This is a genomic window from Thalassotalea sp. Y01 (assembly GCF_012932945.1).
In the GTDB taxonomy this organism is placed as follows: Bacteria; Pseudomonadota; Gammaproteobacteria; order Enterobacterales; family Alteromonadaceae; genus Thalassotalea_A.
On the sequence record NZ_JABBXG010000002.1, the window covers coordinates 99,684 to 125,192 of the forward strand.

The following is a 25,509-nucleotide window of genomic DNA, read 5'->3' on the forward strand; positions in this document are numbered from 1 at the left end:
TTATCAAAGTACGTTTCAATAAAGCGTTAAGACAAAACCTTAATTAATACAGTGACTAACTTAGTAACTGGCATAATAACGTGCATAGGATCACAAGGTCTAAATAGCATCAACCAATAACAAACTGGTTATACGCCATGATACAAGGCCCTACCTGATATGTCCACTAATTAACATTAACGGACATTTGATACGATAAGCGTACCCCCTGTTTATGTCCTTATATAAGTTCTTGTACAAGACATTGTCTTTGTCTTAGCCATTGCCTACTTGTCTATATAACGGGTACGCCAATCTTACGAACTGACTTTACATAAACAAACATTGTGATTTGCTATCAACTTAGTCGTTTACATAATTCTATCTCTATCAGTGTGTTCGCTACGTTAATTTCTCGGGTAATGACAAGCAAAACCGCTCTATTTTTTACGTAGCGCACACACAAAATGCGTTATTTTAAGTCGAAAGCCACAGAAACTCTGGGCTCGGAGCCGGTAAACGGTATAGTTGAATGCCACACATAAGATGGAAATAAGGTCAAAATCCCTACTTCTGGCTGCAAGTAGCGTTCAAAATCAAGTTTTTGTTGCATATCGCTGTTTAATTGCAATCCAGGCTTACCAACCGCGAAACAACCTTGATGATCATCTGCGTCGTTCACCGATTCTGGTACCGCCACATAATAAGCACTTGAGTACCATCCTTTAGGATGAACATGACTACGGTGAAATCCACCTTGTTCAATCCAAATTGACCACGCCGTGGCAAAATCAAAATCTTGACGATAAAATTGTCTAACCGGATGTGATGGCGCTAACGAGTCAATGAGCGTTGTATTTAATACTGATTTTGCCGTGTTTTTTAAATAACGACGTAAATCGGCTATGATTGGCTGATCATGTTGAAACAAAAAACCTGGGGTTTGTATGCCTTGATAAACAGACTGCGCCAACGGCTGGTTTTTCATTTGATGGATGTCTTCTAACACCGCCATTAACTCTTGGTTAAAGCTATCTAGGTTGGCATACTTTGCTTTGTCTATTTCAAGTTCACGTCGAAATACCAATTTATCGTAATCACATAATCGCTGATACGCTGATGAATCTGTCAATCGTAAACAACTGGATTTCAATGCCCAGTAATATTGGTTATTTGGTTGCCAGCTTAATAGCTGTTCAATATGTTTCAGTGCATCAGCTGGCTTATCTGTTGCTAGCAAACTGTCACTGTACAGCTCTTTAATTGCAAGGGATTGCGGATTATTAAGATCAACTCTAGCATCGTTTACGCATTTTAAAACGTCGGAAAATCCGCCTTGGTTTTTATGTATCTGGCACTCACTGTACAATAACTGCGAGGCAAATGACGTGGTCTTTTTATAGTGCTGTAATTGTTGTTCTGCCGCGTGTAAATGACCGCTATTAACGAGTTTATTTAAATGCTCAGCTGCTAGACTGGCGGTAAGTTGGCTTTTCGGTATATTGACATACGGCAAAAATGGTTGCTCAGCGCCACTTTCAAACGCTAATGACGCATATAAACCTAACAATTTTGCGCTATTCGGTATTACAGACAAGCCTTGTTTGAATACCGCTAATGCTTGCTTATTTAGGCCGTGGTGTAAAAGCCCCAATGCATAAGTTTCGTAGATAAACTCAGCATTCGGTTGCAGTTTTACCGCTTGGTTAAAGGTGTCTAATGCATTGTCCAACTGGCTATTTCGTAGCAATACGTCACAATATCTATTTAGATAATAAATGTCGTTTTTATTGAGCACTTTGGATAAAATAGATAACGATTTTTCTACGTCATTTAACTGTAAATAGCAATCTGCGAGTGCCATTCTGGCTTTATCAAAATCCATTTTTAACGCTAAAACCCGTTGCAAAGCATCAATAGCATCGCGCCAATTATTATCTTGTTTAAGACATAAGCCCATATTGAAGTGGTACTGAAATACCTTATCGTTAAGGGTAATGGCTTTTTCAAAATGATGCTTAGCGAGTTGCAACTGCCCTTCTTTCTTATACAAATCGCCGACGATATTGTGAACTGCATCAGCATTATCATTCAATGCTAGGGCGTCGAGTAGTCGAGATTTAGCAGTTGTTTCATCACCATGTTGCAACAACGCAATGCCATGCGCTTTTATCAGTTCAAAGTGTTCAACATTAAGTGTTTGCAATTGCGAGAAAAGTTGCAGTGCTTGAGGAATCTGTCCCTGACGCATTGCTTGGATGGCTTGGTTAGCTATGTTTTTGATATTATTATTCATTTTAAATTAACGCTCGGTTACCCGAGCGCTATACTGCTAGTAAAATAATGACGTTTTTTGGCTGTTCTATTGGCGTCAATTGATGCCGCTATATTAAGTGTTTGGTGTCTACGGTTTAGAATTTACGGTTTAGTCAGGGCTGGTCGCCACTGTAACCAATCTGGATCTACCGTTTCATTAAGCTTAAACGCCTGCCCAGACTCCACTTTGCCATTATCATTGTCGTCTGACTCTGGTGTCGCAAAACCTATACCACCTGATAGTATCGTATCTACGCTCTCTGTGGTAACTTTTACCCCAGAAAAAACACCGGCATCAATATCAATACCACTGGCATTGTAAAACTTTGAACCGCGGCGTACTAAGTGAGAAAAATCATCGGCAATATTAGCGTAGATCACCACACCTGTAGCGTCTTGATTAAGCTCTATCCCCAATACTTTACCAACTTGCATTTGTCGATAATAAACAGGGTTACCTGGGTTTAACGAACCGCGTCTACTTGCTGTTAACGTTAGATTTAACCCTGACGGCAAGTTTGTTATCGCAGGTTCATAGGTCAGGCCGGCAAAGTTAGTTTGCTTGTCACCTGAGCCCGGTATGACCTTAATGAAATTGCCAATGAAATAAGCGATTGGATCTTTAACATTAGCGACACTGACAGACGGTTCAGCAAACCAAAATTTGGCACCCGATTGAGTTAAGCTTGGATATTCACTTTTGATCATGGCAGTGACTATTGTCTTGCTTAAATCCTCATTGAGTTCAACATCGGTAACTCGACCAACGACATACCCGTTAAACTTAACATGGGCGTCGTGAAGTAAATCAATGGCTTGGTCGAATTCAATTTCAACTTCATTGCCCGCTATTGTCATTTCATCGCGTGTTGCATAAAGCGGAAACTGATCTAATTCCTCGGCCTTATCGGATAAGTCGGCATAATCATTTGAAAAGGCTAACCCGCCTCTTAATATTGCATCCAGACTTTCTGTTTTCATTTTAAGGCCACGTAGATTAGCCGTAGCACGTATGCCACTGGCATTGAAAAAGCGCGTTTTCTTACCAATAAATTTACGATACTTTTCTTCAATGGTAATTGACACTTTAACGCCTAATCCATCGTCACTGTATTCAACCACGTCGACTTGACCAACAGGCATGGCTTTATAAAAAATCGATGTGCCTCGCTCTATACCAAAGGACTTACTGGCGTATAACTCCAGTTGCAGACCCGGATCTGACGGGTCGTTTGCAGGAGCTTCGTGTAACAAGCTATAGTGATTTTTTGCTTCGCCGTGCCCGGGTTTTACTTGTAAAAAACTACCTTGTAACAATGCCGAAACGCCCGCTAAATTACCACTCGATAACTTAGGTTCGACTATCCAGATTTTAGTCGACTCTTTAAATAACTCTTTATAGTCGCTTTGATAACCGATGGTGAGAACGCTTGAATATAAATCTTTACCAGGCTGAATTGTTCTGACTTGACCAATTTCCTTATCACCATACTTAAGCTTGGTAATGCCTTCGACAAATTCGTACTGATTTGACGCATCAATTGTGATGCTTTCAATGTTTAAAGCCTCGGTTAAGTTGCGGTTTAGGTTAAAATTGTGACCATCTTCAACGTTTGTGCCTTTATCAAAGTCTACGGTATGAAAGGCAACACCACCGGCTAAAATGGCCTGTAATGGCGCCGAACGTATGGTAAATGAGCGCAAAGATCCGTTTACTTCAAAACCGCCTTGTTCGTAAAACACTGATGTCGAATTAACCAAGTGCTCGTATTCTGGTTCAATATGCAAATGCACATTAAAGGTACGTTGGTCATCGTTTAGATAATGATTTTGGACGGTACCGACTTTAAGGTTTTTATAAAACACCGGCGAGCCAAATGACATTGAATCGACTTTCTCTGCTTTGATATTAAGGTGCAAGCCTTCTTCATCAAAACTGAGCGGAGGCTCAGTCGGTAGCACGTCAAATTCTCTTGTTGGGTGACCGCCGCCTAATCTAAAGGCGACAAATGAGCCGCTAAGCAACCTGTCGACATTGGTCACGCCACTTAAACTTATGTTGGGTTTAACCAGCCAAAACTGCATTTCAGACAATAAATAAGGCTCTAATCTGGGGTCCATAATGACCGATGCGGTAACGCCACCTTGCTCAGAATTGTGAACAAAGTCTTCGACCAGACCAACTTCAACACCTTCGAAAATTACTTTAGTGATACCGGCTTTAATGCCGCTTTCGCGTGGAAAGTTCATAACAACTTTGACACCAGCACGGGCTGCGTCAAAATCTTCAAACAAAGGATATTCCGTAAAATCGGTAGCGGTAGTTTCTCTATCGCCTGTTTCTGGCGTGTAAAATGCGATACCGCCACCAACAATTGATGCTAATGATTGCGTTCGAATTTTAAAACCTGATAAATCACCTGTCATCTCAACACCACTGGCGTTCCAAAAACGGGTATTCAATTTAACAAGGTGCTCATAGTCTTCATCAATCAATACATTTATCTTCAAATACTCTGCATCGTCAGCCAGTTCAAAGCCATACACCTCACCAACTTGAATCTGTTTATAAAATACAGCGCTACCATGACCAATAGAACCTAATTCTTTGGCATGCAATACCACATGTAATCCTGGGGCATCTTCAGACTCTGGTGGCGGTTCTTTTAATGCTTCGTAAACTCTTAGTTGTTTTTCGCCTTCAACGGGCAAAAACTCGAAATAGTTACCGGTAATAACCGTATCTAAACCTGAGACACCAGACAGACTGATATCGGGCTTAACCAACCAAAACATGCTATTTTCAGACAGGTAGCGTTTTGCCGTGTTGTTCATTTCAATAGTCACTAACACGGTATTTAAGTCTTCAAGGTCCAGCTCTTTCACTAAACCGACGACAAAGCCTTTGTATCGAACTTCAGTTTTATTGGCGACGATGCCCTCAGCACTGTCGACTTTTACGGTAATATCGACACCGCCGTCTGAAATGGATTTGAACAACAACCAAATACCGATCAAAGCAGCAATAACCGGCAGCAACCATATCGAGGATATGGGCGATTTATTTGAAACTATGGCATTATCTTCGGTCATATCGATTTTTCTTCTTTTGTTGACTGAGATTCCGGCTTTTCTTGATCCCATAACAACCTAGGATCAAAACTGTGTGCAGCAAACATGGTCAACACAACCATGATGCCAAACGCTGTTGCACCGGCCCCAGCATTGATTTCTATAACATTACCTATTTCGACTAAGGTCACCATTAAAGACACAACGAATACATCAAGCATAGACCACTTCCCCAATAACTCGATATATCGATATAAATCAGTACGTTGTTGCTTGTTTAAATTAGTTCGATATTTAAGAGAATACAACAAATAAAACAGCCCACCAATTTTGGCCAAAGGCACGATAAAACTGGCAATAAAAACGATCGCGGCAATAGGATACATGCCAAATTTAAGCAGTAAAATAATACCGGACAAAATTGTATCTGGTTGGCCTTTACCGAAATACAGTACGGTCATTATTGGGAACGTATTGGCTGGTATCGCAGCAATCATTGAACAAATGGTCCACGCCCAACATTTTTGAATCGACTCATTAATACGTTGCTCGACAAAACTGTCGCAACGGGGACAATAATTGGCGTGCTCGGGTTTGTACTGAAAAACCAAATGACACATCTTGCATTGCGCCATGCCTTTTTCTTTTGCGGTAACTATCTCTGTACTCATCGCACTTGATCCCAAATAAGTTGTTTATCAAGTGTCACCTTTAATGAAATAACACACAGTACCAGCAAGCAATAACACAACAGCCCTAAGTCATATTCCAATTCGGCCATATCTTTTAACTTAAATATCGATACCAAAATGCCAATCAAAAAAACTTCGAGCATCTCCCACGAGTCAGCGTGATTGTAATAGACTAAAAAGTGCCGATACCATTCTCGATGCGCCTGATTAAACTTAAAACCTAAGGTAACTATCATCGCCGCCGTTAATTTGACGAACGGCGTTAAAATGCAAAACAGAAAGACAAAAATAGCGACGATATGCAGCTCGCTTTGCCATAGCGCCTCAATACCGCCCAATAAGCTAGCAGAACTCTCTACAGACAACACTTGCATCGACAATAATGGGTAGGCGGTGGCGGGTATAAAAAGCATCAATCCAGCGAGGCAAATTGCTAAGGTGCTGTTTATTGGATTATGCTTTCTTTCGACAATGGTATGCTTGCAACGCGGGCATTTGGCAACATGGCCCTCCTCCAATTCAGTCACCTGAATTAGCGCGTCACATTCTATGCATGCATATTGGGTTTGTCTCATTCAGTTGAAGAACATTAAAAAACTGATAATTTCATTGTTAGAAAAAAGTACCAAATAAGCAAGTTTCCGCTATTAAATAAATTGAAAAAAATACTTATAAAGCAATGAATTGCTTATTTTTTGACTAGGTATGTAAATATCGACAATGGAATCGGATCAAAATTGTTAAGTATCTTACTTAAATTCTTGATAAGTCTAATAAAGGTGCTAATACTTAAGCTAATGGTTTAAATAATAAGAGCCGTGTATAACTCTGTCCCTGGGTTAAATTGTTTTAAGGACTACAAAAATGAAAAAACTTCTATTAGCGTCATTGCTCGTTTCAGGCCCTACTCTTGCCGCTGGTTCTGGTGTTGTAGGTAGCACCGCTGACATTCCTGCGTCTCACCATGATGATGATTCTTCAGGTTGGCAAGTATCACTTGGTGCAGGTGCTGTTAATGCTCCAGAATTTGACGGTGTGGATGATACAGAAACTAATGCGGTGCCACTTATCAAAGTCAACTACAATCACCGTTTTTATATCGAATTTAACAAAATTGGTTGGTGGGCATGGAAACCAGATGATACTGGTTTTAGTTTAGGTTTAGTTGCCCAGTCTCGTAAAGGTTACGATAAAGGTGACGGTCCTATTCCAAACTTTGAAGTCGACGATACCGCACTCGCTGGTATTCGCGCTCGATGGATTAACGGACGTTTTGCTATTCACGGCGCGGTATTAGGCTCGTCAGAAAGTGACAGTGGTGGTGAAGCGCATATTACCGCAAGCTACACCTTTATTGCCTCACCTAAAGGTACGCTCAGTGCTATGGTTCAAGCCGAAACATTATCGGAAGATGCGGTAGATTATTTCTATTACGCCGAGACTGATGCTGGTGCTGATAGTGCCACAAACCTTTCATTAGGTGTTGTTGGTACCTACAACTTCAGTAAAAAATGGACAATGATCGGTGGTGTTAAAGTGACATCGTTAGATGACCCTATCTCAGATGCACCAGGCGTTACGGAAGACTCAAGTACCAAAGCCGTACTGGGTGTGATGTATAACTTTTAAATGCAATTCTGACGTTAACACGTGAACTAATTAAGGCTCTTTCGGGAGCCTTTTTTGATCTTTGAACAGCATTAATCTAAACACGACTTAGAGGTTATTTGATGCTGCTAATGTTGTAGTGCCGTTTCTTTCGATAACTTACCAACGACGACTTAATCGCATCTAGTCTGTTAAAGGCGATATATGCTTAGCAGCAACGTTTAATGTGACTTGGCTACCGTATTGAATCTCTTTGATATATGGCGCGATTACTTCAACGACATGAGCTCTTTGAAAGTGATCTGGCTTTGTTTCTGGGTGCGGGTAGTAAATTAAGCCAGCATAAGTCTGATCGTTAACGTTCAATTGGCAATGGCAAAAGCTAAAGGTTTCTGGGGCAATCGCATCGCACCATAGCAAATCAATAATTTGATGATCGGGTTCCACAATGGTTATTTGGTAAGGCGCGATATTGATATTAATCGTGGCTTTATGCATGTCGTCTATATTGACACCGTGTAGTTTAAGCAAAGGTGCTTGCAAGGCGATAGAGCCGTCTTTATAGGGCGTGTTAGGGTTTTGTCCTGACGCAATTTGATGGCCTTTGACAACTGTCGCCTTTAAAGATTTAATGTTAACAGACTCTTTCGGAAACGTTTTGATGTTTTGCAATATTGGGTTATTTTTCATCCGTTAACCTTACACTGCGCTGGATAACCTGTCTTTAAGCTTAGAGAATAAATTGAAAAAGAAACCATTTCAAAACTAGGAAAACAATATAACAGAGTAATAAAAAAGGGAGCCAAGCCCCCTTTCAATCAGTCATTAACAATCTTCATAGAGAATATCGAGAATATTGCTAACGTCTGACTTGCCTGCTTCAATTTCTTCACGAGTCAGACCAGCCAACTCATGTGGAAACACTAACCATTCGTCAGACTGATGCACATGATAATCCGGCACCAAATCAACTTTGCTATTTTGCGGCTTGTACCAAGGCGTCGCTACGCGAATGTCGGTTGGTGTATTAAGTCGCATAAGTGATTGAATTTGCTCAATCAAGGCAACCACGCTGCGTCCAGAATCAAAGACGTCGTCTACAATCAACAATGAATCGCCGGCATTGGCGTTTTCAACCAAGTAATGCAAACCATGTACGCGAATCTCTTTTGCTTGTTGGTTAATGCCGTAATATGACGACGTTCGAACGGCGATATGGTCGGTATCAACCTTTCTAAAGTCAAAATACTCTTGTACGGCAATACCGATAGGTGCACCACCGCGCCAAATACCTACGATGAAATTAGGACGAAATCCGTCTTTATATACTTGGTGTGCTACGCGAAAGGAATCTTCTAGTAATTCCTGAGCCGTGATAAATCGTTTTTCCATTATTTTTAGACCTGAATAGTAAAAAGTCGGTTAATTTGATGATTATAACCTATTACCACTAAATTTTACTCGCTAGATGGTAATTAAAAACTGATCCAGAGCAACGACAAGCCCGTTTACGCTATTGTTTGCTTTCTCAAAAAACATAGGGTCAATTTTATCGGCTTTGTCCTTGTCTGTGTGGTAACGGTGATGATTTTCACCGGTAACCATTAAAAAAGGAATGTCTTGCAAATAGAATGGATAATGATCACTCGAGCGTAATAATTGTATGCGCTGTTTTTTCGTTGATACCACATTACTTTGAACGGTTTCTTGAAATCGAAAAGGTACCGGCACGGATTTATTGGCGCTATTGACGATGGGTTTTAAAAACGGAAAAGGCTTTGTACCGGCAATTATTAATTCGCGTTGCTTCTTACCATAACCAAGCATATCCAAATTAACATTTAGTACTATTTGACTAGGCTCTATCATCGCATCATTTAAAAATGCCTTAGCACCATGCATGCCCTTTTCTTCAGCATCTGTTGCCAAAAACACCATGGAGTAACGAGTGTACTGATGCGCAAAGTAGTGCGCTAACTCTAACAGAACTGATACGCCGGAGGCGTTATCATCAGCACCATAATATACTTTGCCACCTTTAGTGCCTAAATGATCATAATGGGCGGTGATAACAATATACTTATCGGCAAACACATTGCCTTTTTTAACCGCATAGATGTTTTGGCCAACATGCTCTGAAAAGCCATAATCAAAAGTGAAATGGTGGTTAAATGTCGGTAGCTTGTTTTCCAAAGCGGCAAATATATACTGTTGCGCTTTACGATAGCCGTCACTATCGGCTTTTCGTCCTGCAAATTCTTTTGACGCTAAAATATTTAAATGCTGAACGACACTCGAGACTTGTTTGGCTTCAGCCACCCCGAATGATGCGACCACCATCCATAAAATGATACGCGTTATTGTCACGTTTATAACTTACTCAGTAATTTTAACTTGCTCTGATATTGCTCTTTGATGTCTTTATAAGCCGCATGTTTTTTGGCTTTTGAAAGGTAAAACTCAGCTAACTCATAATCACCCATCATGTAAAACGATCGAGACAAGCCAAAATAAAACTCGTGTTGGTCATCTAACATAGACTTAGCCCGTTTATAGTGACGAATTGACTCTTCATAATTGCCGTTATGATAGGCTTCATCACCTAATAGTGCATAGTAATATGGGTTCTGGCGGCGTTCTTTTTCAATAAAGCGATAAATTTGCGCGGCTTCAACAGCACGTCCTTGCTCACTAACCAAAATCGCCAGATTATTCCATGCATTGTAATTCTTACCATCTATCGTCACGGAGGCCAAGTAAGCTTGCTCCGCATGACTTTCATAACCGACCTTCTTATATAACAAACCTAAATTACCCCATACCGGCGCAAATAATTTATCCGCTTCAATGGATTTTTTAAAATAGGCATAGGACAAGTCATAGTCACCGCGAACCAGTGCTTGCGCCCCTTTGTTGTTGTAAAACATTGACGTCACTCTTTTGCGACCGATGACGTCTTTAGGGAAATGTTTTTTAACAACGTACGGGTCAAAATCTATGGTGGTGGTTTTACCGCCCCACACCACACGGTAGCCATTATGGCTATCTCCTACAACCTTAAGGTTGACGTGCCCAGTAAGTAAGTTGAAATCGCCCTCTCTGATCCAATACTCGGGTATCTCTATCTCTTGAAATTGTATCTGTAAATGCGCTTCTCTGGCCAAAGCGTAGGCCAAAATAGTTAATGATAAGCAATTAGCGGTGTTTTGATGGAACGCTTCTCTGGCGGTTAAATTGGCACCATTCATATAGCGTAAATCAGTGGGAGAGCTGTGAAACAGTTTTTTTAATAGTTTTCTAGAACGAACAAACGGATCTTGTTCTGCCATCAAGCTACCATGAACAAAATTGATCATGTCTTGATCTAAGGCATAGATGTCTTTTTCTGACTCAATTTGATAGGTCTGGTAGTTCGCAAAGGGTTGGTCATTGAGTAGCTTTGCTACCTCAATATCGTTAACCTTGTCGTCGTTAAAGGCACAGGCCGTCAATAAAATCGTGGATAGAACAATAATAACTTTCGTATACATAGCTTCCCCATATTTAAACGCTCCCTCATTTAAGCATAATCTGAATTAACGTATATTTCACATATATCGGTCTGATAGACATAGAATTTTACAAATTACTGATGTATTCGCTTGTTTAACAAAAGTGCATTACGTAGATAGTTAGAAGATACTGAGAATTAATACGATTTAAGGCGTTAAACTCTTCAGTGTATAGTAAGTCAATTGCATGCTTAAGCTTGAGAACCAAAGCAGCAAACCCAAGACAAGAAAAAGCCCAGCGTAATGCTGGGCTTATCTTATATGTCTTTTCTAAGGATTTAATTCGTTTACGTCCGTGTAAACGACCTGACACTTAATGTCAGGCGCTAAGCGATTTAAATTGTTCCAAACAATTTGTGTACCAAATCCTTAAAAAAAAAAGCCCAGCGTAATGCTGGGCTTATCTTATATGGCGGTGAGATAGGGATTTGAACCCTAGATGGGCTACAAACCCATGCCGGTTTTCAAGACCGGTGCTTTCGACCACTCAGCCATCTCACCTGAAGTGGTGCGAATATTAAATACAGATGCCCTTGTTGTAAAGGGCTAAATGAAAAAAAATGGAATTTTTTACAATTAATTGCACTGTTCGAATGTTTTTTATTCAATTTGTTTAAACAAACGTCGTTAACTTGATGGCAAAACATTTTCTTACCACCACGATAAGACAAATAATCTTGGTCATAACGACTTTGTCATAAAGATGCTGTTGTCATCTAGTGTGTAATCAGCAAACGGATCACACTCTTTAAAACCTTTACTTAAATACAAGCGTCTAGCGGGCGCAAAAAACGCCATGGTACCCGTTTCAAGCCATAACTGTTTAATACCCTTTTGCATCGCTTGTGCTTCTATGTGCTCTAACATCAAGGCCGCTAAACCTTGTCCCCGATAAAGGTTGTCAATGCGCATCGATTTTATCTCAGCATCGGTCGCTGATAATATTTTAAAGGCACCACAGCCGATCAAGCGATTCTCGCTCTGATGTTTTTCACCTTGCTTAGAGCCTTGCTTTTTAACGTGCTCGCTCCGATTATCAACCCAACGTTTATCAGACCACTGTATTTCAGACCACATAGTATAAAAATAAATACCTTGTTGACGTAATCCATCAAGGTCTAACGCATGCTTACTTTCAGGCGGTGATACTGAGCGCATGTCTTCTAGATGTTGCTGTAAAAAGTCAGCAATAACCTGTGAACGTAAATCATCTAAACGAACATCAATGTGTGGTGGGTATGAAATCGAGGTCATATAAGTCACAAAACAAACAATAGCGATATTTTTGCTATAGATTAACAATTTCGGCGCCAACATAAAACGTCCGCAATAGCTTTGGTACTAGCGGCGACTCTACCGCTCAACCACTACATTAAAACTGCCAAAAATCATGCGATTACCATCGAACGGCATTGGATTTACATCCGGCTGCAATCTAGGATCTGCCATCAGTTTTTCCATTGCCTCATCTCTAAATGATTTAGAAGGCCAAGTAACCCAAGAAAAACATACCGTTTCATTTGGTTGGCATTTTACCGCCATCGGGAACGAGGTTAACTGACCTTCTGGCACGTCATCGCCCCAACATTCAACAAGTGAAAGCGCACCATATTCCATAAACACATCCGCTGCGTCGCTGGCATGTTTTATATAATCTTGCTTTTTATCACTTGGCACCGCTAAAACAAAACCGTCAACGTACGTCATATTTCACACCTCACAGCCTTATCAATAAAACATTTGCTAAAATAACCACCCGCTATTGCGTTAACCATCTCGCCGCATTACTGATCGTTTTTTGAAAACCACTCATAGGCTCAATAATAAAGTCGTTGAATATGATCTTAGTCGGTTCTTTGTAGATCTGTAATTGCTGGTTTAAGTTATTCATGCTCTGCACACTTAAATCAAGTTGTGCTTCATTAGGCTGATACGTTGCGCCGATCGGATAATACGCACCTGGCTGATGTTTCATTTCTATATGAGCGCCCATAATTGCTGACACCTCATGATTATTCGCAAAGGTCACCAGTTTGGCAATGCTGTTACGATACGATTGCCAGTTTTTCACGTAAATATAACCGGGATAAAGAGTATCACCGGTAAGCAGCCATTTTGTTTGCTCATCATAAACAGTGATGGCCTCTTCCTGATGACCAGGTGTTGGTAGTATGGTGACTTTTCTGTCGCCCAAATCAATGGTTTTCTCGCCATCGGGCCAATTGGTGAACTCAAAAGCTTGTTGCACATCAGACCGTGACGGTTTGACAATATGAACGTTTGAAAGCGTCGACAATGACGAATCACCTTGATAATGATCACTGTGACTATGGCTATGCACAACCAATAATTCTCTATCGGATAATACTGCTTTACCAACAATATCTGTAAGTTGTTGTTGAAATGAAAACTCAACGTTATCGGTTAATGCGCCTGTATCTAACAGTAAGATTTTTTCTTTGCCAACCAGAATATACATAAACGGGGCTTCAAAATTCAGGCATTTATTTTGACGTACAATAATTGTTGTCTCGTTATGCTTATAAACATCTTGGGAGGGTTCTATATTGGTGTCACAATCAGCTGAACCGCGCATCCAGTTTTGTTTCCCTAGCATCGATTCAACCGGCATAATTCGCGTTTGTTCACTTGCATCAATGGCCTGTTGGCTTGCACAACCAGATAACAGCAACAGCAACGCTTTTGTCATATGAGATTTTAATCCAACTGCAATTGTCATTGTTATTACCTTTTGTCTAGGTGAGTCTCGTGATTCCAGCCTATCATACGCTCAATTTAAACCATATTGTTTGTTAAATATTTTCAGAATGCGGTTGTTTATGATTTGAGATAAGTTCCAATTAAGTAATTCAGAATCGGTTGTACTGTAAAATAGAATAACCACGGTATCTTGGTCTTGGTGATAGATTGCGAAACTTTGATACCCAGGAACCCAACCAGTATGTTCGTATTCATACAAGCCCGAGTAAATCTCTCGTTCGTTCCCTTCAAACACCGAGCCATTATTTAGTACTCGAATGAAAATACCAACATCATCAGCTGTAGCAACCATACCACGGTCTGCAGTTTTATTCGGTACATGTTGCCAAAACTAACCAAGAATATAAATAGCCCAACTAACAACTAAATATATAACGCATATTAGAATTAGCTTATTGATGACTTTATACTTTTTGGAAAAGCCTACCATCAATATACACCAGCTTATAATTGAAGCTAAAGCTAACGGCAGATTTGAATAATATAGAGCCGTTACACCCAATATCACTCCGATAACAATTGAAAATATAGTGATTAGTAAATTAGTTTGGTTATTACTCAAGTCCATTTTATTAATGCTATTCCCAAGGTAACCATAACGCCTCAATAAGAGGCTAAAAATTGTTGGCGAAAATAGTGAGGCACGAACAAAGCCAACTGTAAATTGTCCGTTTGAATGTATTGTTATGTGCTTACACTTTGAACAGTTGTATTCCGTGAACCAGAAGTACGTTTATTCGGATCATTGAATGTTTCTACTAGCTCAAATCCAGCTTTTCTCATCATGCCTGCTGATGCTAGGTTTTCTTCATGACGTTCAATATACACCTTGCTGCATTTTTCAACACTTGCCAGTCGAATAGATTCTTTCAGCAATTTGGTTCCCAAACCTTTACCACTTTGGCTTGCAGCAATAACTACATCATTTATGTATGCAATAGTTGCTAATCGATCATACTTACTTAGTTTACTGGGGCATGACTCCTTCAATATAACAACGGCAAAACCTAAAATTTCATTTTCTTCCGCAAGAACAGCTAATGCGTTTCCATTTTGTATAAGATTAAACTGATGTTCAATACTTTCATCAGTTATATAATTCCACTCATTAGGACCTTCTTTAAGTAAAAGTTTTTTCATTATTTGAAAATCGACGTCATTAAGATGTCGAGAATGAATTTTCATGCGATGAAACTCCCATGCACTTAACGCCGTTTTAAGCGGCAAATTGCAGTTAGCTAAAATAAGTGAGGTACGAACAAAAAACCAACTGTAATTTGTCCGACTTGAAAACCCTTGTTAGGTGCTATTTATCCAATAACTCTGATGATTTAATTTTTTCTTTTGCATTTTCATTTTGAGGGTTTAGCTTAAGTGATTTCTTATATGACTCTAATGCCAATTTATTTTCACCTTTTACAGAATAAGCCTCACCTAAACTATCCCATGCATTCGCTGATAAAGGGTAATATTCAGTATTTAAAAGAAAAAACTCTATCGCTCTATCAATATCAATACCAAACTGAGCATTATAAAGGCGCTCGTAACCAAACCAATTGATGATATCTTCATAAAGGTAAAAGTCAGCTCCTAATTTCTCTGATATTTTTTCAAAATGCAATTTGAGTTCAGATGCAGGGCGGAACCTCGCGTGATCATCAATCATATAACCATCAAAAATTGAACGTAACCCCTTGTAAAAACTTAAAATAGGCATCGTGTGATGATTTTCATCTAATCCAAATGTAATTGAATCAAAGTAAAGCTCCTGTTTTGGCTTTGTATTTAACTTTTCAATCAGTTGCTTCACATAGTTATTTTTAGGGTAAATATCGCTAACTCGATCTGAAGTAGCAACAAACAATCGACGTTTGTTTAATGAAGGTTTTTGATAAAAGGGTTCTAACTGCTTAAGCATGAATTGATTATCCCACCACATACTAGGATCTATAGCGATATAAGCATTAAAAGTATCTGGTGTAGTGAATAAACTTTGAATTACCGGTAGACCGGTAAATGAATAACCTGTGAGCAACCTATAATCTGATGTTCTGTAATTTGAATCAATCGTTGGAATGAGCTCGTTTTTAATAAAGTTAATAAACTTACCTGCTCCACCAGTTACATTTAGAGCTTGGTTTTTAGTTCCGCCATATTGGGTCAATGAGTTTGTTGGAGAGCTATCCCTCACTCTATTTTGACTCACTATGCCAACAACAATCATTTCAGGTATCGTTGGACTAGCATCAACACTCATTTGATTGACCATGCCAGAAAACGTTTGAAAAAAGCTATGCATATCACCATCTAGCAAATAAAGTACGGGATATTTTGTATAGTTATTATTGTTGTAGGATTTTGGGAGTGAAACCCAGTACTCTCTTTTTTCTTTCAAGATATTAGATTGTAGGGTATTTTTCTCGCCTATCTTAATATCGTTAGCATCAACATTAAAAGATAATAATATAAACAAGATAAACGGTGTAAAAACCTTAACCATAAATACTCCATTCTGATGAAACTGCATAAGCACCTAACGCCCGCATAAGGGGCTGATAATGCTTGGCTAAAATTAGCGACGAAGGAGCGTAAGCCAAGCGTTTTGCGTCCTGTTGAGTAACTTGTTATAAGCCTTTTAACCCATACTTTGTTTCTAGCATTTCTTTAGTATCTTTTACGTATGCAATGTTATGCAGCGAGCCTATGTATAGTGGGAAACTGCCATCATTTTCGGATCTTTCAAATGCGATCCTAAACTCATGTTGCCAACTATACTCTTTAAATTTATGAAAAACAGTTAGTTCTTTGTGATGAAGAATCCTGTCAACATACTCAACCAAACCATTAGTTTTGAACGTTGAATCGATTGCAAATACTGATTGGTCATCTTTTACGCTGTTTCTAAGCATTTTGAAAAATGAAACCAAACCTTGCCCTTCGATTACTATTGCTTTATCGCCAAACTTTGAAAAGCGCGGATCTAAAACAAGTCCATCTTTTAATATGTCATCAGTTAGAGCTGTCATACAAAAAAGTTTTATTTCATCGACATGAAGTGGCCGAGAGTCTACTTTTCCAATTATTCCTTCAATTTTAGTTCCGTTGACCGTCATTTGTATTTCTTCTGGTAAGAAACTCGCAGACAATCCTTCATGTTCATCGCCTCTTAATGCTTCATCACTATCCTCATAAGTTCTGAAGTATTTAAGAGTGTTCATATAAAGCAAGCCTTCATCCATGACGCTTTTTACGTACTTTTCTGGAAGAAACTTAATTAGGCAACGAATATTTTCGATAGATGGCTTCATTTTCGACTGGCTTATAACGCCCCATTAAGAGGCAAATGATAGTTGGCTAAAATAAGCGACGAAGGAGCAAATAGCCAGCTGTTATTTGTCCAATTGAGCGCCTTGTTATAAATTATTTACTAACTTTTTATAAATACCATACCAATAACAAAGATATAAGGTAAACATACTACTAAGCATAACACCCTCAAAAACCATCTTTTCCAAGGTTTATTTTCTCGTCGTGCTTCAGCTCTTTCTCGCAAAAATCTCTTATATGTGAAGTAACAGATCGTAGATATGACAACTGCATAGAAGGCATTAAGAAGGTTTTCTCGAGTATTGGCGCTTACATTAAAGTAATCAAGCACTGCAACTACAATACCGTTGATAGCGCCATCTAAATCTATATAACCAGCACGCCCAACGGCACTTACTATAATCCCTAATACTCCAATGAGCATGATAATTTCTATGCGAGTCAACCTACTACCCATAATTTATAACGCCGCAATAAGCGGAAAATTATAGTTGGCTAAAATGTTGAGGAACGAAAACAGCCAACTGTTTTTTGTCCTTATTTATTAGCTTGTTATATACCGTTTACACGATCATCGATAATATCTCTGACCATTGCGAGTTGATACCTTTTAGTACTAATTAAATAATCTGATAGTGCTTGGCTAAGTTCTGTTTCTATAGATGACAGTTTGGCTTTTTTTAAATCACTTTTGAGTGATTTAAGCAGTCCTTCTGGACTTTGAAAATGCTCGATACGATCTTTAAACATAGGGTATGCTTTGTCGGTTATAGCATTGCCTTTTTTAGTTTTACCAAATACTTCTGCTTTTTCAGCAGAATCATCTTCAAGCGAATAGTCAGAATTAATTTTAGCCATTTGATCTGTCATTTTTTCGCTATCTTTAATATTTGAGTAATCCCGTTCAATTTGCTTGCAAATACTCCATGCTGAAAATTGAACGGCTAGTTTAAATTTTTTCTCTTTTTGGAGGAATACTCTCATTTGATTTGCTATATCTGCTTGAGAGAATACATCCGTATATTTAACATTTAACTCGTTTAGTACCCGCCAACCTTCGTCATTTTTTCCAGCTAGCTGTAAATACATAGGCAAGCGAAGAAAATCTTTCATCATTAAATCTTCACTTCCGCTAGCAGAGTACGCCTCATTTAATTTATTGCACGCTTCATCATATCTTTTTTCTTTTTTTAATTGAGTCGCTTCCTTTAAAAGTTCCCTTGCGCTTAAGGGAGCTTTAGCGGATTTGAACAGAGAAAAAATTTTTGAAAACACGCCGATTCTCCTTGAGGTATATAACGCCGCAATAAACGGCTAAATAATAGTTGGCTAAAATTTGTGAGCTTGCGAACACAGCCAACTGTTAAGTCCCGCTTGATTTGCTTGTTAGCTGCCCTTTGCAGACTCATGATCATACCAAATACCGTATTTATCACCTTGGTATTTGAGCCAATGGTATAAATAAGCTGTTGAAAGCATTATTAAGCCACCAACTAAGGCTGCTTCATTTATAAGCCCTAAGCAACAAAAAGCAAAACCACTTATATGTCCTATAACCTCAATTCGAGATGCTGACTTCCTACTGGGGCGAGTTTGTAAAAAGTTAAACACAAACCAACATTTTAATATGAAAGGTAAGGCCTTCCAGTTATCTGATTTTTTATCCATTATAAATTTCTCCTGATTCAAAGTTGATACATCAACCTCAAGTGCAGAGGCTAGGCATTTAAGAGATTCCAAGCTTGCATTATTTCCACTTTCAATCCGTTGAATTGTTCGAACATTTAATCCAGACATTTGAGCTAATTGCTCTTGTGAAAGATGATTGCTAATACGTAGCTCTTTAAGAATCATTAAATTTACCTCTGTACCTAAGAATCACGAGTATTCACTGATTTCCTTACTGTCGGTTACGAATTTTACCCGACATTCACCCGACAGTTCAGGGTTAACCGATCCTATGGGCTGCTAACGCCCGCATAAAACGAGCCGAATACGGAAGTTGCTTTGTGTTATGTTGGAGCGAAGCGGAAACACAAAGCAACTGGAGTGTTTGGCGTCGTTTTTAATGCGTTTGTTAGCTGTTTACTCACCATCAAAACCTAGACCGTCTCTTGCTTCACAGGTTTCGTAAGATAAAACCCCCTCATTCTCCCACCGATAAAGCCAATTACAGACTTCGCCATAGTCACCTTCTGGTTCTACGTCGATAGCGAATAACGTGCCATTTGCATTCTCATGGTACGCCTTGAATTTATTGAGTTGAGATAAGCGGGAAGCACGTTCTTGCGCGGATGCTTGATCTAAAAATATAACCCGTAAGGTTTTATGACCGCAATACTCATGTACTTTAAGTATGGATGGTTTTAAGTCGTCACCTTCTGATTTTGCTAATACGATATCGTAGAAGTTTATGCCGAATGCGTGGAAAGGTGTATTACGCAAGCGATACAAATTATCTCCGAGGTCTTCAGCCCAGAATGATTCTCCACCTACCTCTGTATTTCTCGGTAGATCTAAATGGATTTTCGTCAAATTTTCTTCGGACATTTGATCATACAGCGAACACTGAGTTCACCCCTAAAATTTGCTAAGACAGCTAACGCTTCAATATGGGGCAAATACGGAGCGGCTACACTGCGCGAAGCGCCAGCCGCTGAGTATTTGTCCCAGTGAACTTGTGAACGACATGATTGACTTGTTATATGCACATACTCAGAAATTATCTCGAGCCCAATCACTTAGTTCTTCTGTTGATTTTGGAAAACCGAGTGAATATACAAATCGATTCTCATCGTCATTAAAAATATTGTTGCCAACGGCGAGCAAAACAAAACCTTCACTTAACAGAGTGCTGGCATCTTTTGCACATTCAGTTTCAACAATTTTTGTGATTTGAAAAAGTATATTTTGTGATGCAGTTTCTTCTAAATCGCCCATGCTGAGCCTCGTGCATATAACGCCAAGCTAAGCGGAAAAATACAGTTAGGCTAAACTGCGCGAAGCGCGAGCCGACTGTAATTTTTCCGTTTGAGCGCCTTGTTATACGCATATTAATTTTAAATCTCAAGAATTAAGATAAACTAAATTCTTTATTAAACTGACGCTGGAACATCTGTTTAAACTGCGGGGATGCATTAATTACTGTAACCCCTGTTACTTTTGATATCTCATTAATTTCATTGACTATTTCAGTACCACTACATTTGCTCCAGGATACTTTTGTCAAAAGCTCCAAATTCTCATTTCTATCTGCAATTTCCATAGCTATAGATAAAGAAAGCCCATCAGCAGCATTCTCAACCTCAATTACAGCAACGTAAAGCTCTATAGACAGTAAATTGCTATATACTTTATTTTTAGCAAAAAACAATGCACCAAAACTTGATTCAATTGATTGATAAGACAACTTTTGTTTCCAATAACAAGTTGCTAATGCAATAAGTGGGATTGAGAATCCCCCACCTATCAATAAAGCTTTTATAGTAATATCATCCCTAGAATAAAGTGTTGAAATTACGACAAGTATGAAAAAATAACCGACTCCATTAATAATCCCTAAAGATTCTTTATTTGTGATGCTCAATTAATTTCTCCTTAAATTAACATTTATCTCATGGCCATTTTTTGCTGAAGCTAGCTGAAATACTCAGTGCGTATAACGCCCTATTAACAGGCAAAAAATTGTTTGCTAAAATGTTGAGGAACGAAAACAGCAAACTGTTTTTTGTCCTTGTTTAATAGCTTGTTATGTTTCATCTGCTTGATTAGACACCCAAATTGTTTTGTTTTGAAATGCGTAAAGTCCAAGTACTAAAAATATAGTTAAAAAGATCGGTACACTTTCAATATCAATTCCGTTTTCGTAAACTCCAAAAAGCTCATCAAAGATTGCGATAACAAATAACGATTGCCAAAATACTCTCGTATAAAATTTAATACCGATAGAATAAAAGATACAACCAATCATTACTGATGTTGTGATTGAGCTACTTAAGAATTGTAGGGCGTCTGGTGATTCAACAAAAAAAGAATAATAAACGTACGGGAAAATAACAAACAGGAACCATGGGAACCATATTAGCCTTAGAGACTTCCATTCTACAATTTTTATTAAAACTCCTTTGAAACATAACGCCCGCCTAACACGCAATGTGTTGGCATGGCTTTTTGCGTTGTTTGCCAAAACCATGACAACTTTACATTGTCGGAGTTTAGGCGCTTGTTAGCTGAGTTTTCAAACACTAAAGGTTAACTTTAATAAATGAATAAAACTCTTTTTCACCTGAAACATATTTATATTTCTCTTTTGCTTCACTTTCAAAGCAATCAAGAAAATCACTACTTTTAGTTTTCCAAGTTTCGGTAACATTACCTTGAGCATTAAATTTCACAACAAGCGAAAATGACTTAGGTTTCTCACCTGTATCGTTAATGCAGCTAATAACACTTTTAACTAAAAACTCACCTTGTGACTTTGTTAGCGTGTCTTTGGAATCATCTGACATGTTACTTTCTGTAGTTTCTGCAATTTTATAGGCTTCTGGAAAAGTCATATTTTCAACTGCAAATACAGAGTTAACTAATAAGAATAAAGTTAGTAGTGTCAAATTGCATTTACTAGAAGGTAAGTTAATCATCATTTTTGGCTATTCCATTATTGCAAAGTAGAGAAAGTAAAGTCAGCTAACAGTTTATTAGAAGGAAAAATTCCATGTTTGCACAGGGCTAAGTTCCATCTATTCAATAAAAGAAAATAGGATAACTGTTTTAGTACAACTAAATCAACATGATAGAGAGTCTTGGAGTGGTCTGTAATGCGCAAATGCGGAAAAATGCCATATTTCACGCATTGTTGGTAAATGAGATGTTTTTTTGGTCGGTTACAAAATAAATTCGCTGAATTTAGATTGTTTTTTAAATAGCAAAAGAAAAAGCCCAGCTAACGCTGGGCTTATCTTATATGGCGGTGAGATAGGGATTTGAACCCTAGATGGGCTACAAACCCATGCCGGTTTTCAAGACCGGTGCTTTCGACCACTCAGCCATCTCACCTGAAGTTGATGCGCATATTAAGGAGTCTTATTACGCTTGTAAAGCATTAATTTGAAAAAATAATTTGATTGCAAATATTTTGCGCACATCGCTTATTATTTCTGCTAAATTAACACCTAAATACATAAACTTAGCGGTATAAGGTGATTTTATGAGCGATGCCATTTGTCGTTGCCCTTGGCTCGATTTAAGCAAACCCGACTATGTTGAATACCACGATAAAGAATGGGGCGTACCGGTGTATGACGATCAAACCATGTTTGAGTACTTAACCTTAGAATCCGCGCAAGCGGGATTGAGTTGGTATACGGTATTAAAAAAGCGTGACAATTACCGTCGTTTGTTCGCCAACTTTGACGTCCAAGCTGTAGCAACGTTTGATAAGCAAAAAATTGAGCAACTGTTGACAGATCCAGGCATCATTCGCAATCGTTTAAAAGTACAAGCGGCGGTAAATAACGCGCAGCGCTTTATTGAAGTACAGCAGGAGTTTGGTAGCTTTTGTGATTATATATGGGGCTTTGTTGATCATAAGCCTATCGTCAATACGTTAAACAGCGTCGACGACTACCCTGCTACCTCAGATATTTCAGATGCGCTAAGTAAAGATTTAAAAAAGCGCGGCTTTAAGTTTGTTGGCTCAACCATTGTGTATGCACACATGCAAGCGTGCGGTATGGTTAATGACCACAGCGAAGATTGTTTTCGTCGACAACCTATCATCGAGCAATATTCGTAACAAAATGCGACCAACTCTACCTTTTTGGTGAGAGTATGTCATAATATGTCAAGGTTAGATGTTTACGCCATAGCAAATTTACGCTATAAAACGGTAAGTCAGGTTGGATTTAACAGCAATAATAACAATTGTCATTGAATTTTTTCGATTCAACCCCATCTAATAATTAGTAATTTACAAGTACGAAGGAAACTTTATGCAATCACAAATGGGTTTTTCAACAGCGACTCAAAGCTCTGCTATTGAAATTAACAAAGTATTACGTAACACCTATACACTACTGGGTATGACCTTGGTGTTTAGTGCGGCTGTTGCCATGCTTACCATCATGTTAAACCTACCGAGCCCTGGTTTAATCGTTACGCTTATCGGTGTATATGGTTTGATGTTCTTAACCTACAAAACCGCTAACTCAAGCATGGGTATTTTATCGGTATTCGCCTTTACAGGCTTTTTGGGTTACACCATTGCGCCACTTGTAGGTTATGCCGTCGGCGCAGGCGCTGGTGACTTGGTTGTATTTTCTTTAGGTGCGACGGGTCTGATCTTCTTTGGTTTGTCAGCGTACGTGTTGACCACTAAAAAAGACATGTCATTCTTAACGGGTATGCTTAACGTTGGTTTTTGGTTCTTATTAATCGCTATTGTTGCGAATTTATTCTTCCAAATCCCAGCAATGTCGCTAGCCATTAGCGCCCTGTTTATTTTGTTTTCGTCAGCGATTATTTTGTACCAAACCAGTGAAATCATTCACGGTGGTGAGCGCAATTACATTCTAGCAACAGTGACGTTGTTTGTGTCTCTTTACAATATTTTCAGTAGCTTACTACACATCTTGTTAGCATTTGCTGGCGGAGACGATTAATTTTTTAAGCAAAATATTTTATACTATAAAGGCTCCGCATCTCGGAGCCTTTTTTATGCGTTAGTTTTTATGATAGTTTTTATGTGTTAGAGGTTGCATTGAGTACATTTGCTTTGGTTGTCAGTACCGGCCCCACGGATAATAAAACCGTGAGCGCTCTGAATTTTGCCCGAACCTTGTTGACCATGGGTCATCAAGTCAATGGCATATTCTTTTATCAAGACGGAGTGTTGAATGCGAACACTTTTGTGCAAACGCCAAGTGATGAAACAAACCTAACTAAAGAATGGCAACTGTTTAACCAGCAAACCGCAACGCCATTGCACTTGTGTATCTCTGCTGCCGAACGCCGTGGCTTAACCGACAGTAACGATGAGGACTTCTACCATAACATTGTTGCTGAATTTACTATTTCAGGATTAGGCGAATTGGCGGTATTAACGGCAAAAGCCGATAAGGTCGTGCAATTATGAGCCATGCCAAAAAGCGCTATCTGATCGTCAATACCAGCGCCAGTTTTGATAAATTGCATGCCCGTGAGTCATTAGATGCGGCACTGATTTTAGCCAGTTATGATCTGCCTGTGAGCCTTTGTTTTATCGGCGATGGCGTATATCAGACTCAAGCGGCACAAAATCCCGAATTAATTCACGCAAAAGATTTCATTGCATCGTTTAAAGCGGTACACTTCTACGATATAGAAGATATCTATGTTAGTGAGCCTTGCCTTGCAGAACGTAGCTTATCGGATAGTTTTGCCTTTGCCGATGTCTCGGTTATATCGCAACAACAAATATCGCAGCTTATTGAAGCTGCTGACGTCGTCCTTACTTTCTAAATAGATTTATGGCTGTATTACATATCGTGCGCAACAGCGCATTTAATGACAATAAATTGAACTTATGTTTGGGTTTATTAAGCGCAAAAGACACTTTGTTTCTAATGGACGATGGTGTGTATAACGTAGCGCACCCAAAACTTATCAGACGACTTCATGAATTTAAAGTGTTCGCGGTACAAGATCACCTTGCTGCTCGTGGCGTGCGCAGCGAAGAACAAGCTATCGTTATGGCCGAGCTTAAAGACTTGGTTGAGCAGTCTGAAAAAGCAGATAAAGTGATCACATGGCAATAGAGTTTAATAATCAAACCTTTGAAACCGACAAAGAAGGTTACTTACTCGATTTTACCCTGTGGTCTGAAGAATTAGCGCCAGAGCTTGCCAAGTTCGACAACATAGAGCTCACAGACGATCATTGGGATGTGGTACGTTTTGTGCGCAACTTCTATTTAACCTACAAAACCTCCCCTGCTATTCGTGCGCTAATCAAAGCGATGAAAGAAGAGTTCGGTGAGGAAAAAGCCAACAGTCGTTATCTACATCGGTTATTCCCTAAAGGCGCAGCTAAACAAGCTACTAAGATTGCCGGCTTACCTAAACCTAAGCGTTGTTTATAGTTACTGCGACTACCTGTCTATCCATACCAGCAGAACATTAATCTGGTTAACGATTTAGGCCAGCATT

The 25,509-nt window shown here is 39.1% G+C and carries 30 protein-coding genes and 2 tRNA genes; 7 read left to right on the forward strand and 25 right to left on the reverse strand.

Annotation, left to right across the window (positions count from 1 at the left end; genetic code table 11):
- Positions 1–451 precede the first annotated feature (451 nt).
- From HII16_RS03265 to HII16_RS03280, 4 genes are all read right to left on the reverse strand, one after another.
- Positions 452–2,275, reverse strand: coding sequence for a putative 2OG-Fe(II) oxygenase (locus HII16_RS03265; protein WP_169127455.1), 1,824 nt, complete (start codon positions 2,273–2,275; stop codon positions 452–454).
- Positions 2,276–2,397: 122 nt separating this feature from the next.
- Positions 2,398–5,388 carry an MlaD family protein gene (locus HII16_RS03270; protein WP_169127457.1) on the reverse strand — a complete coding sequence of 997 codons (2,991 nt, stop codon included), beginning with the start codon at positions 5,386–5,388 and terminating at the stop codon, positions 2,398–2,400.
- Positions 5,385–6,038 carry a paraquat-inducible protein A gene (locus HII16_RS03275; RefSeq protein ID WP_169127459.1) on the reverse strand — a complete coding sequence of 218 codons (654 nt, stop codon included), beginning with the start codon at positions 6,036–6,038 and terminating at the stop codon, positions 5,385–5,387. The genes HII16_RS03270 and HII16_RS03275 overlap by 4 nt, the downstream gene beginning before the upstream one ends.
- Positions 6,035–6,634, reverse strand: coding sequence for a paraquat-inducible protein A (locus tag HII16_RS03280; RefSeq protein WP_282434717.1), 600 nt, complete (start codon positions 6,632–6,634; stop codon positions 6,035–6,037). The genes HII16_RS03275 and HII16_RS03280 overlap by 4 nt, the downstream gene beginning before the upstream one ends.
- Before the next feature lie 289 nt (positions 6,635–6,923).
- On the opposite strand from HII16_RS03280, the gene HII16_RS03285 reads away from it, so the two are divergent.
- Entirely contained in the window at positions 6,924–7,688 is a 765-nt protein-coding gene (locus HII16_RS03285) for a MipA/OmpV family protein (protein ID WP_169127463.1), read from the forward strand.
- 162 nt (positions 7,689–7,850) lie between these two features.
- Here HII16_RS03285 and HII16_RS03290 read toward each other — a convergent pair whose 3' ends face one another.
- From HII16_RS03290 to HII16_RS03390, 21 genes are all read right to left on the reverse strand, one after another.
- Positions 7,851–8,357: a hypothetical protein gene (locus tag HII16_RS03290; RefSeq protein WP_169127465.1), complete on the reverse strand. Its 507-nt coding sequence runs from the start codon at positions 8,355–8,357 to the stop codon at positions 7,851–7,853.
- 135 nt (positions 8,358–8,492) lie between these two features.
- Positions 8,493–9,062 carry a phosphoribosyltransferase family protein gene (locus tag HII16_RS03295; RefSeq protein ID WP_169127972.1) on the reverse strand — a complete coding sequence of 190 codons (570 nt, stop codon included), beginning with the start codon at positions 9,060–9,062 and terminating at the stop codon, positions 8,493–8,495.
- Positions 9,063–9,131: 69 nt separating this feature from the next.
- Positions 9,132–10,034, reverse strand: a complete 903-nt coding sequence (locus HII16_RS03300; RefSeq protein WP_169127467.1) for a M28 family peptidase — start codon at positions 10,032–10,034, stop codon at positions 9,132–9,134.
- A 2-nt stretch (positions 10,035–10,036) separates the two neighbouring features.
- On the reverse strand, positions 10,037–11,197 hold the full coding sequence (locus HII16_RS03305; protein WP_169127469.1) for a tetratricopeptide repeat protein: 1,161 nt from the start codon (positions 11,195–11,197) through the stop codon (positions 10,037–10,039).
- A gap of 431 nt (positions 11,198–11,628) precedes the next feature.
- Positions 11,629–11,719 (reverse strand) — tRNA-Ser (locus HII16_RS03310).
- Between the two features lie 180 nt (positions 11,720–11,899).
- Entirely contained in the window at positions 11,900–12,472 is a 573-nt protein-coding gene (locus HII16_RS03315; RefSeq protein ID WP_169127471.1) for a GNAT family N-acetyltransferase, read from the reverse strand.
- 99 nt (positions 12,473–12,571) lie between these two features.
- Positions 12,572–12,925 carry a DUF1428 domain-containing protein gene (locus HII16_RS03320; RefSeq protein ID WP_169127473.1) on the reverse strand — a complete coding sequence of 118 codons (354 nt, stop codon included), beginning with the start codon at positions 12,923–12,925 and terminating at the stop codon, positions 12,572–12,574.
- Positions 12,926–12,977: 52 nt separating this feature from the next.
- On the reverse strand, positions 12,978–13,958 hold the full coding sequence (locus tag HII16_RS03325; RefSeq protein WP_248289487.1) for an MBL fold metallo-hydrolase: 981 nt from the start codon (positions 13,956–13,958) through the stop codon (positions 12,978–12,980).
- A gap of 51 nt (positions 13,959–14,009) precedes the next feature.
- Positions 14,010–14,291 (reverse strand): hypothetical protein, encoded by a 282-nt coding sequence (locus tag HII16_RS03330; RefSeq protein WP_211183383.1) that lies wholly within the window; start codon positions 14,289–14,291, stop codon positions 14,010–14,012.
- Positions 14,292–14,683: 392 nt separating this feature from the next.
- The gene (locus tag HII16_RS03335; protein ID WP_169127475.1) at positions 14,684–15,184 is read right to left on the reverse strand and encodes a GNAT family N-acetyltransferase; all 501 of its coding nucleotides are present in this window, start codon (positions 15,182–15,184) and stop codon (positions 14,684–14,686) included.
- Positions 15,185–15,305: 121 nt separating this feature from the next.
- On the reverse strand, positions 15,306–16,499 hold the full coding sequence (locus HII16_RS03340) for an alpha/beta hydrolase-fold protein (RefSeq protein ID WP_169127477.1): 1,194 nt from the start codon (positions 16,497–16,499) through the stop codon (positions 15,306–15,308).
- 124 nt (positions 16,500–16,623) lie between these two features.
- Complete coding sequence (locus HII16_RS03345; RefSeq protein ID WP_169127479.1) at positions 16,624–17,307, reverse strand: hypothetical protein; 684 nt, start codon at positions 17,305–17,307, stop codon at positions 16,624–16,626.
- 119 nt (positions 17,308–17,426) lie between these two features.
- On the reverse strand, positions 17,427–17,750 hold the full coding sequence (locus HII16_RS03350; protein WP_169127481.1) for a hypothetical protein: 324 nt from the start codon (positions 17,748–17,750) through the stop codon (positions 17,427–17,429).
- Positions 17,751–17,878: 128 nt separating this feature from the next.
- Positions 17,879–18,601, reverse strand: a complete 723-nt coding sequence (locus HII16_RS03355; protein WP_169127483.1) for a hypothetical protein — start codon at positions 18,599–18,601, stop codon at positions 17,879–17,881.
- A 111-nt stretch (positions 18,602–18,712) separates the two neighbouring features.
- Positions 18,713–19,180: a helix-turn-helix domain-containing protein gene (locus HII16_RS03360; RefSeq protein WP_169127485.1), complete on the reverse strand. Its 468-nt coding sequence runs from the start codon at positions 19,178–19,180 to the stop codon at positions 18,713–18,715.
- A 231-nt stretch (positions 19,181–19,411) separates the two neighbouring features.
- Positions 19,412–19,861 carry a DUF4265 domain-containing protein gene (locus HII16_RS03365; RefSeq protein WP_211183384.1) on the reverse strand — a complete coding sequence of 150 codons (450 nt, stop codon included), beginning with the start codon at positions 19,859–19,861 and terminating at the stop codon, positions 19,412–19,414.
- Positions 19,862–20,041: 180 nt separating this feature from the next.
- Entirely contained in the window at positions 20,042–20,266 is a 225-nt protein-coding gene (locus tag HII16_RS03370; RefSeq protein WP_169127489.1) for a hypothetical protein, read from the reverse strand.
- Positions 20,267–20,399: 133 nt separating this feature from the next.
- On the reverse strand, positions 20,400–20,912 hold the full coding sequence (locus tag HII16_RS03375) for a hypothetical protein (protein WP_169127491.1): 513 nt from the start codon (positions 20,910–20,912) through the stop codon (positions 20,400–20,402).
- Between the two features lie 162 nt (positions 20,913–21,074).
- Complete coding sequence (locus HII16_RS03380) at positions 21,075–21,518, reverse strand: hypothetical protein (RefSeq protein WP_211183385.1); 444 nt, start codon at positions 21,516–21,518, stop codon at positions 21,075–21,077.
- Positions 21,519–21,570: 52 nt separating this feature from the next.
- On the reverse strand, positions 21,571–21,969 hold the full coding sequence (locus tag HII16_RS03385; RefSeq protein WP_169127495.1) for a hypothetical protein: 399 nt from the start codon (positions 21,967–21,969) through the stop codon (positions 21,571–21,573).
- Between the two features lie 321 nt (positions 21,970–22,290).
- Positions 22,291–22,381 (reverse strand) — tRNA-Ser (locus tag HII16_RS03390).
- Positions 22,382–22,532: 151 nt separating this feature from the next.
- Here HII16_RS03390 and HII16_RS03395 point away from each other — a divergent pair.
- The 6 genes from HII16_RS03395 to HII16_RS03420 all read left to right on the forward strand — a co-directional run bounded on the left by HII16_RS03395 (position 22,533) and on the right by HII16_RS03420 (position 25,442).
- Complete coding sequence (locus HII16_RS03395; RefSeq protein WP_169127497.1) at positions 22,533–23,120, forward strand: DNA-3-methyladenine glycosylase I; 588 nt, start codon at positions 22,533–22,535, stop codon at positions 23,118–23,120.
- Between the two features lie 196 nt (positions 23,121–23,316).
- Positions 23,317–23,985, forward strand: a complete 669-nt coding sequence (locus HII16_RS03400) for a Bax inhibitor-1/YccA family protein (protein WP_135440255.1) — start codon at positions 23,317–23,319, stop codon at positions 23,983–23,985.
- Positions 23,986–24,083: 98 nt separating this feature from the next.
- Positions 24,084–24,458, forward strand: coding sequence for a sulfurtransferase complex subunit TusD (gene tusD, locus HII16_RS03405; protein ID WP_169127499.1), 375 nt, complete (start codon positions 24,084–24,086; stop codon positions 24,456–24,458).
- Positions 24,455–24,823 (forward strand): sulfurtransferase complex subunit TusC, encoded by a 369-nt coding sequence (gene tusC, locus HII16_RS03410; protein ID WP_169127501.1) that lies wholly within the window; start codon positions 24,455–24,457, stop codon positions 24,821–24,823. The genes tusD and tusC overlap by 4 nt, the downstream gene beginning before the upstream one ends.
- Before the next feature lie 8 nt (positions 24,824–24,831).
- Entirely contained in the window at positions 24,832–25,119 is a 288-nt protein-coding gene (gene tusB, locus HII16_RS03415) for a sulfurtransferase complex subunit TusB (RefSeq protein WP_169127503.1), read from the forward strand.
- Positions 25,110–25,442: a TusE/DsrC/DsvC family sulfur relay protein gene (locus HII16_RS03420; RefSeq protein WP_169127504.1), complete on the forward strand. Its 333-nt coding sequence runs from the start codon at positions 25,110–25,112 to the stop codon at positions 25,440–25,442. The genes tusB and HII16_RS03420 overlap by 10 nt, the downstream gene beginning before the upstream one ends.
- Positions 25,443–25,509: the final 67 nt, after the last annotated feature.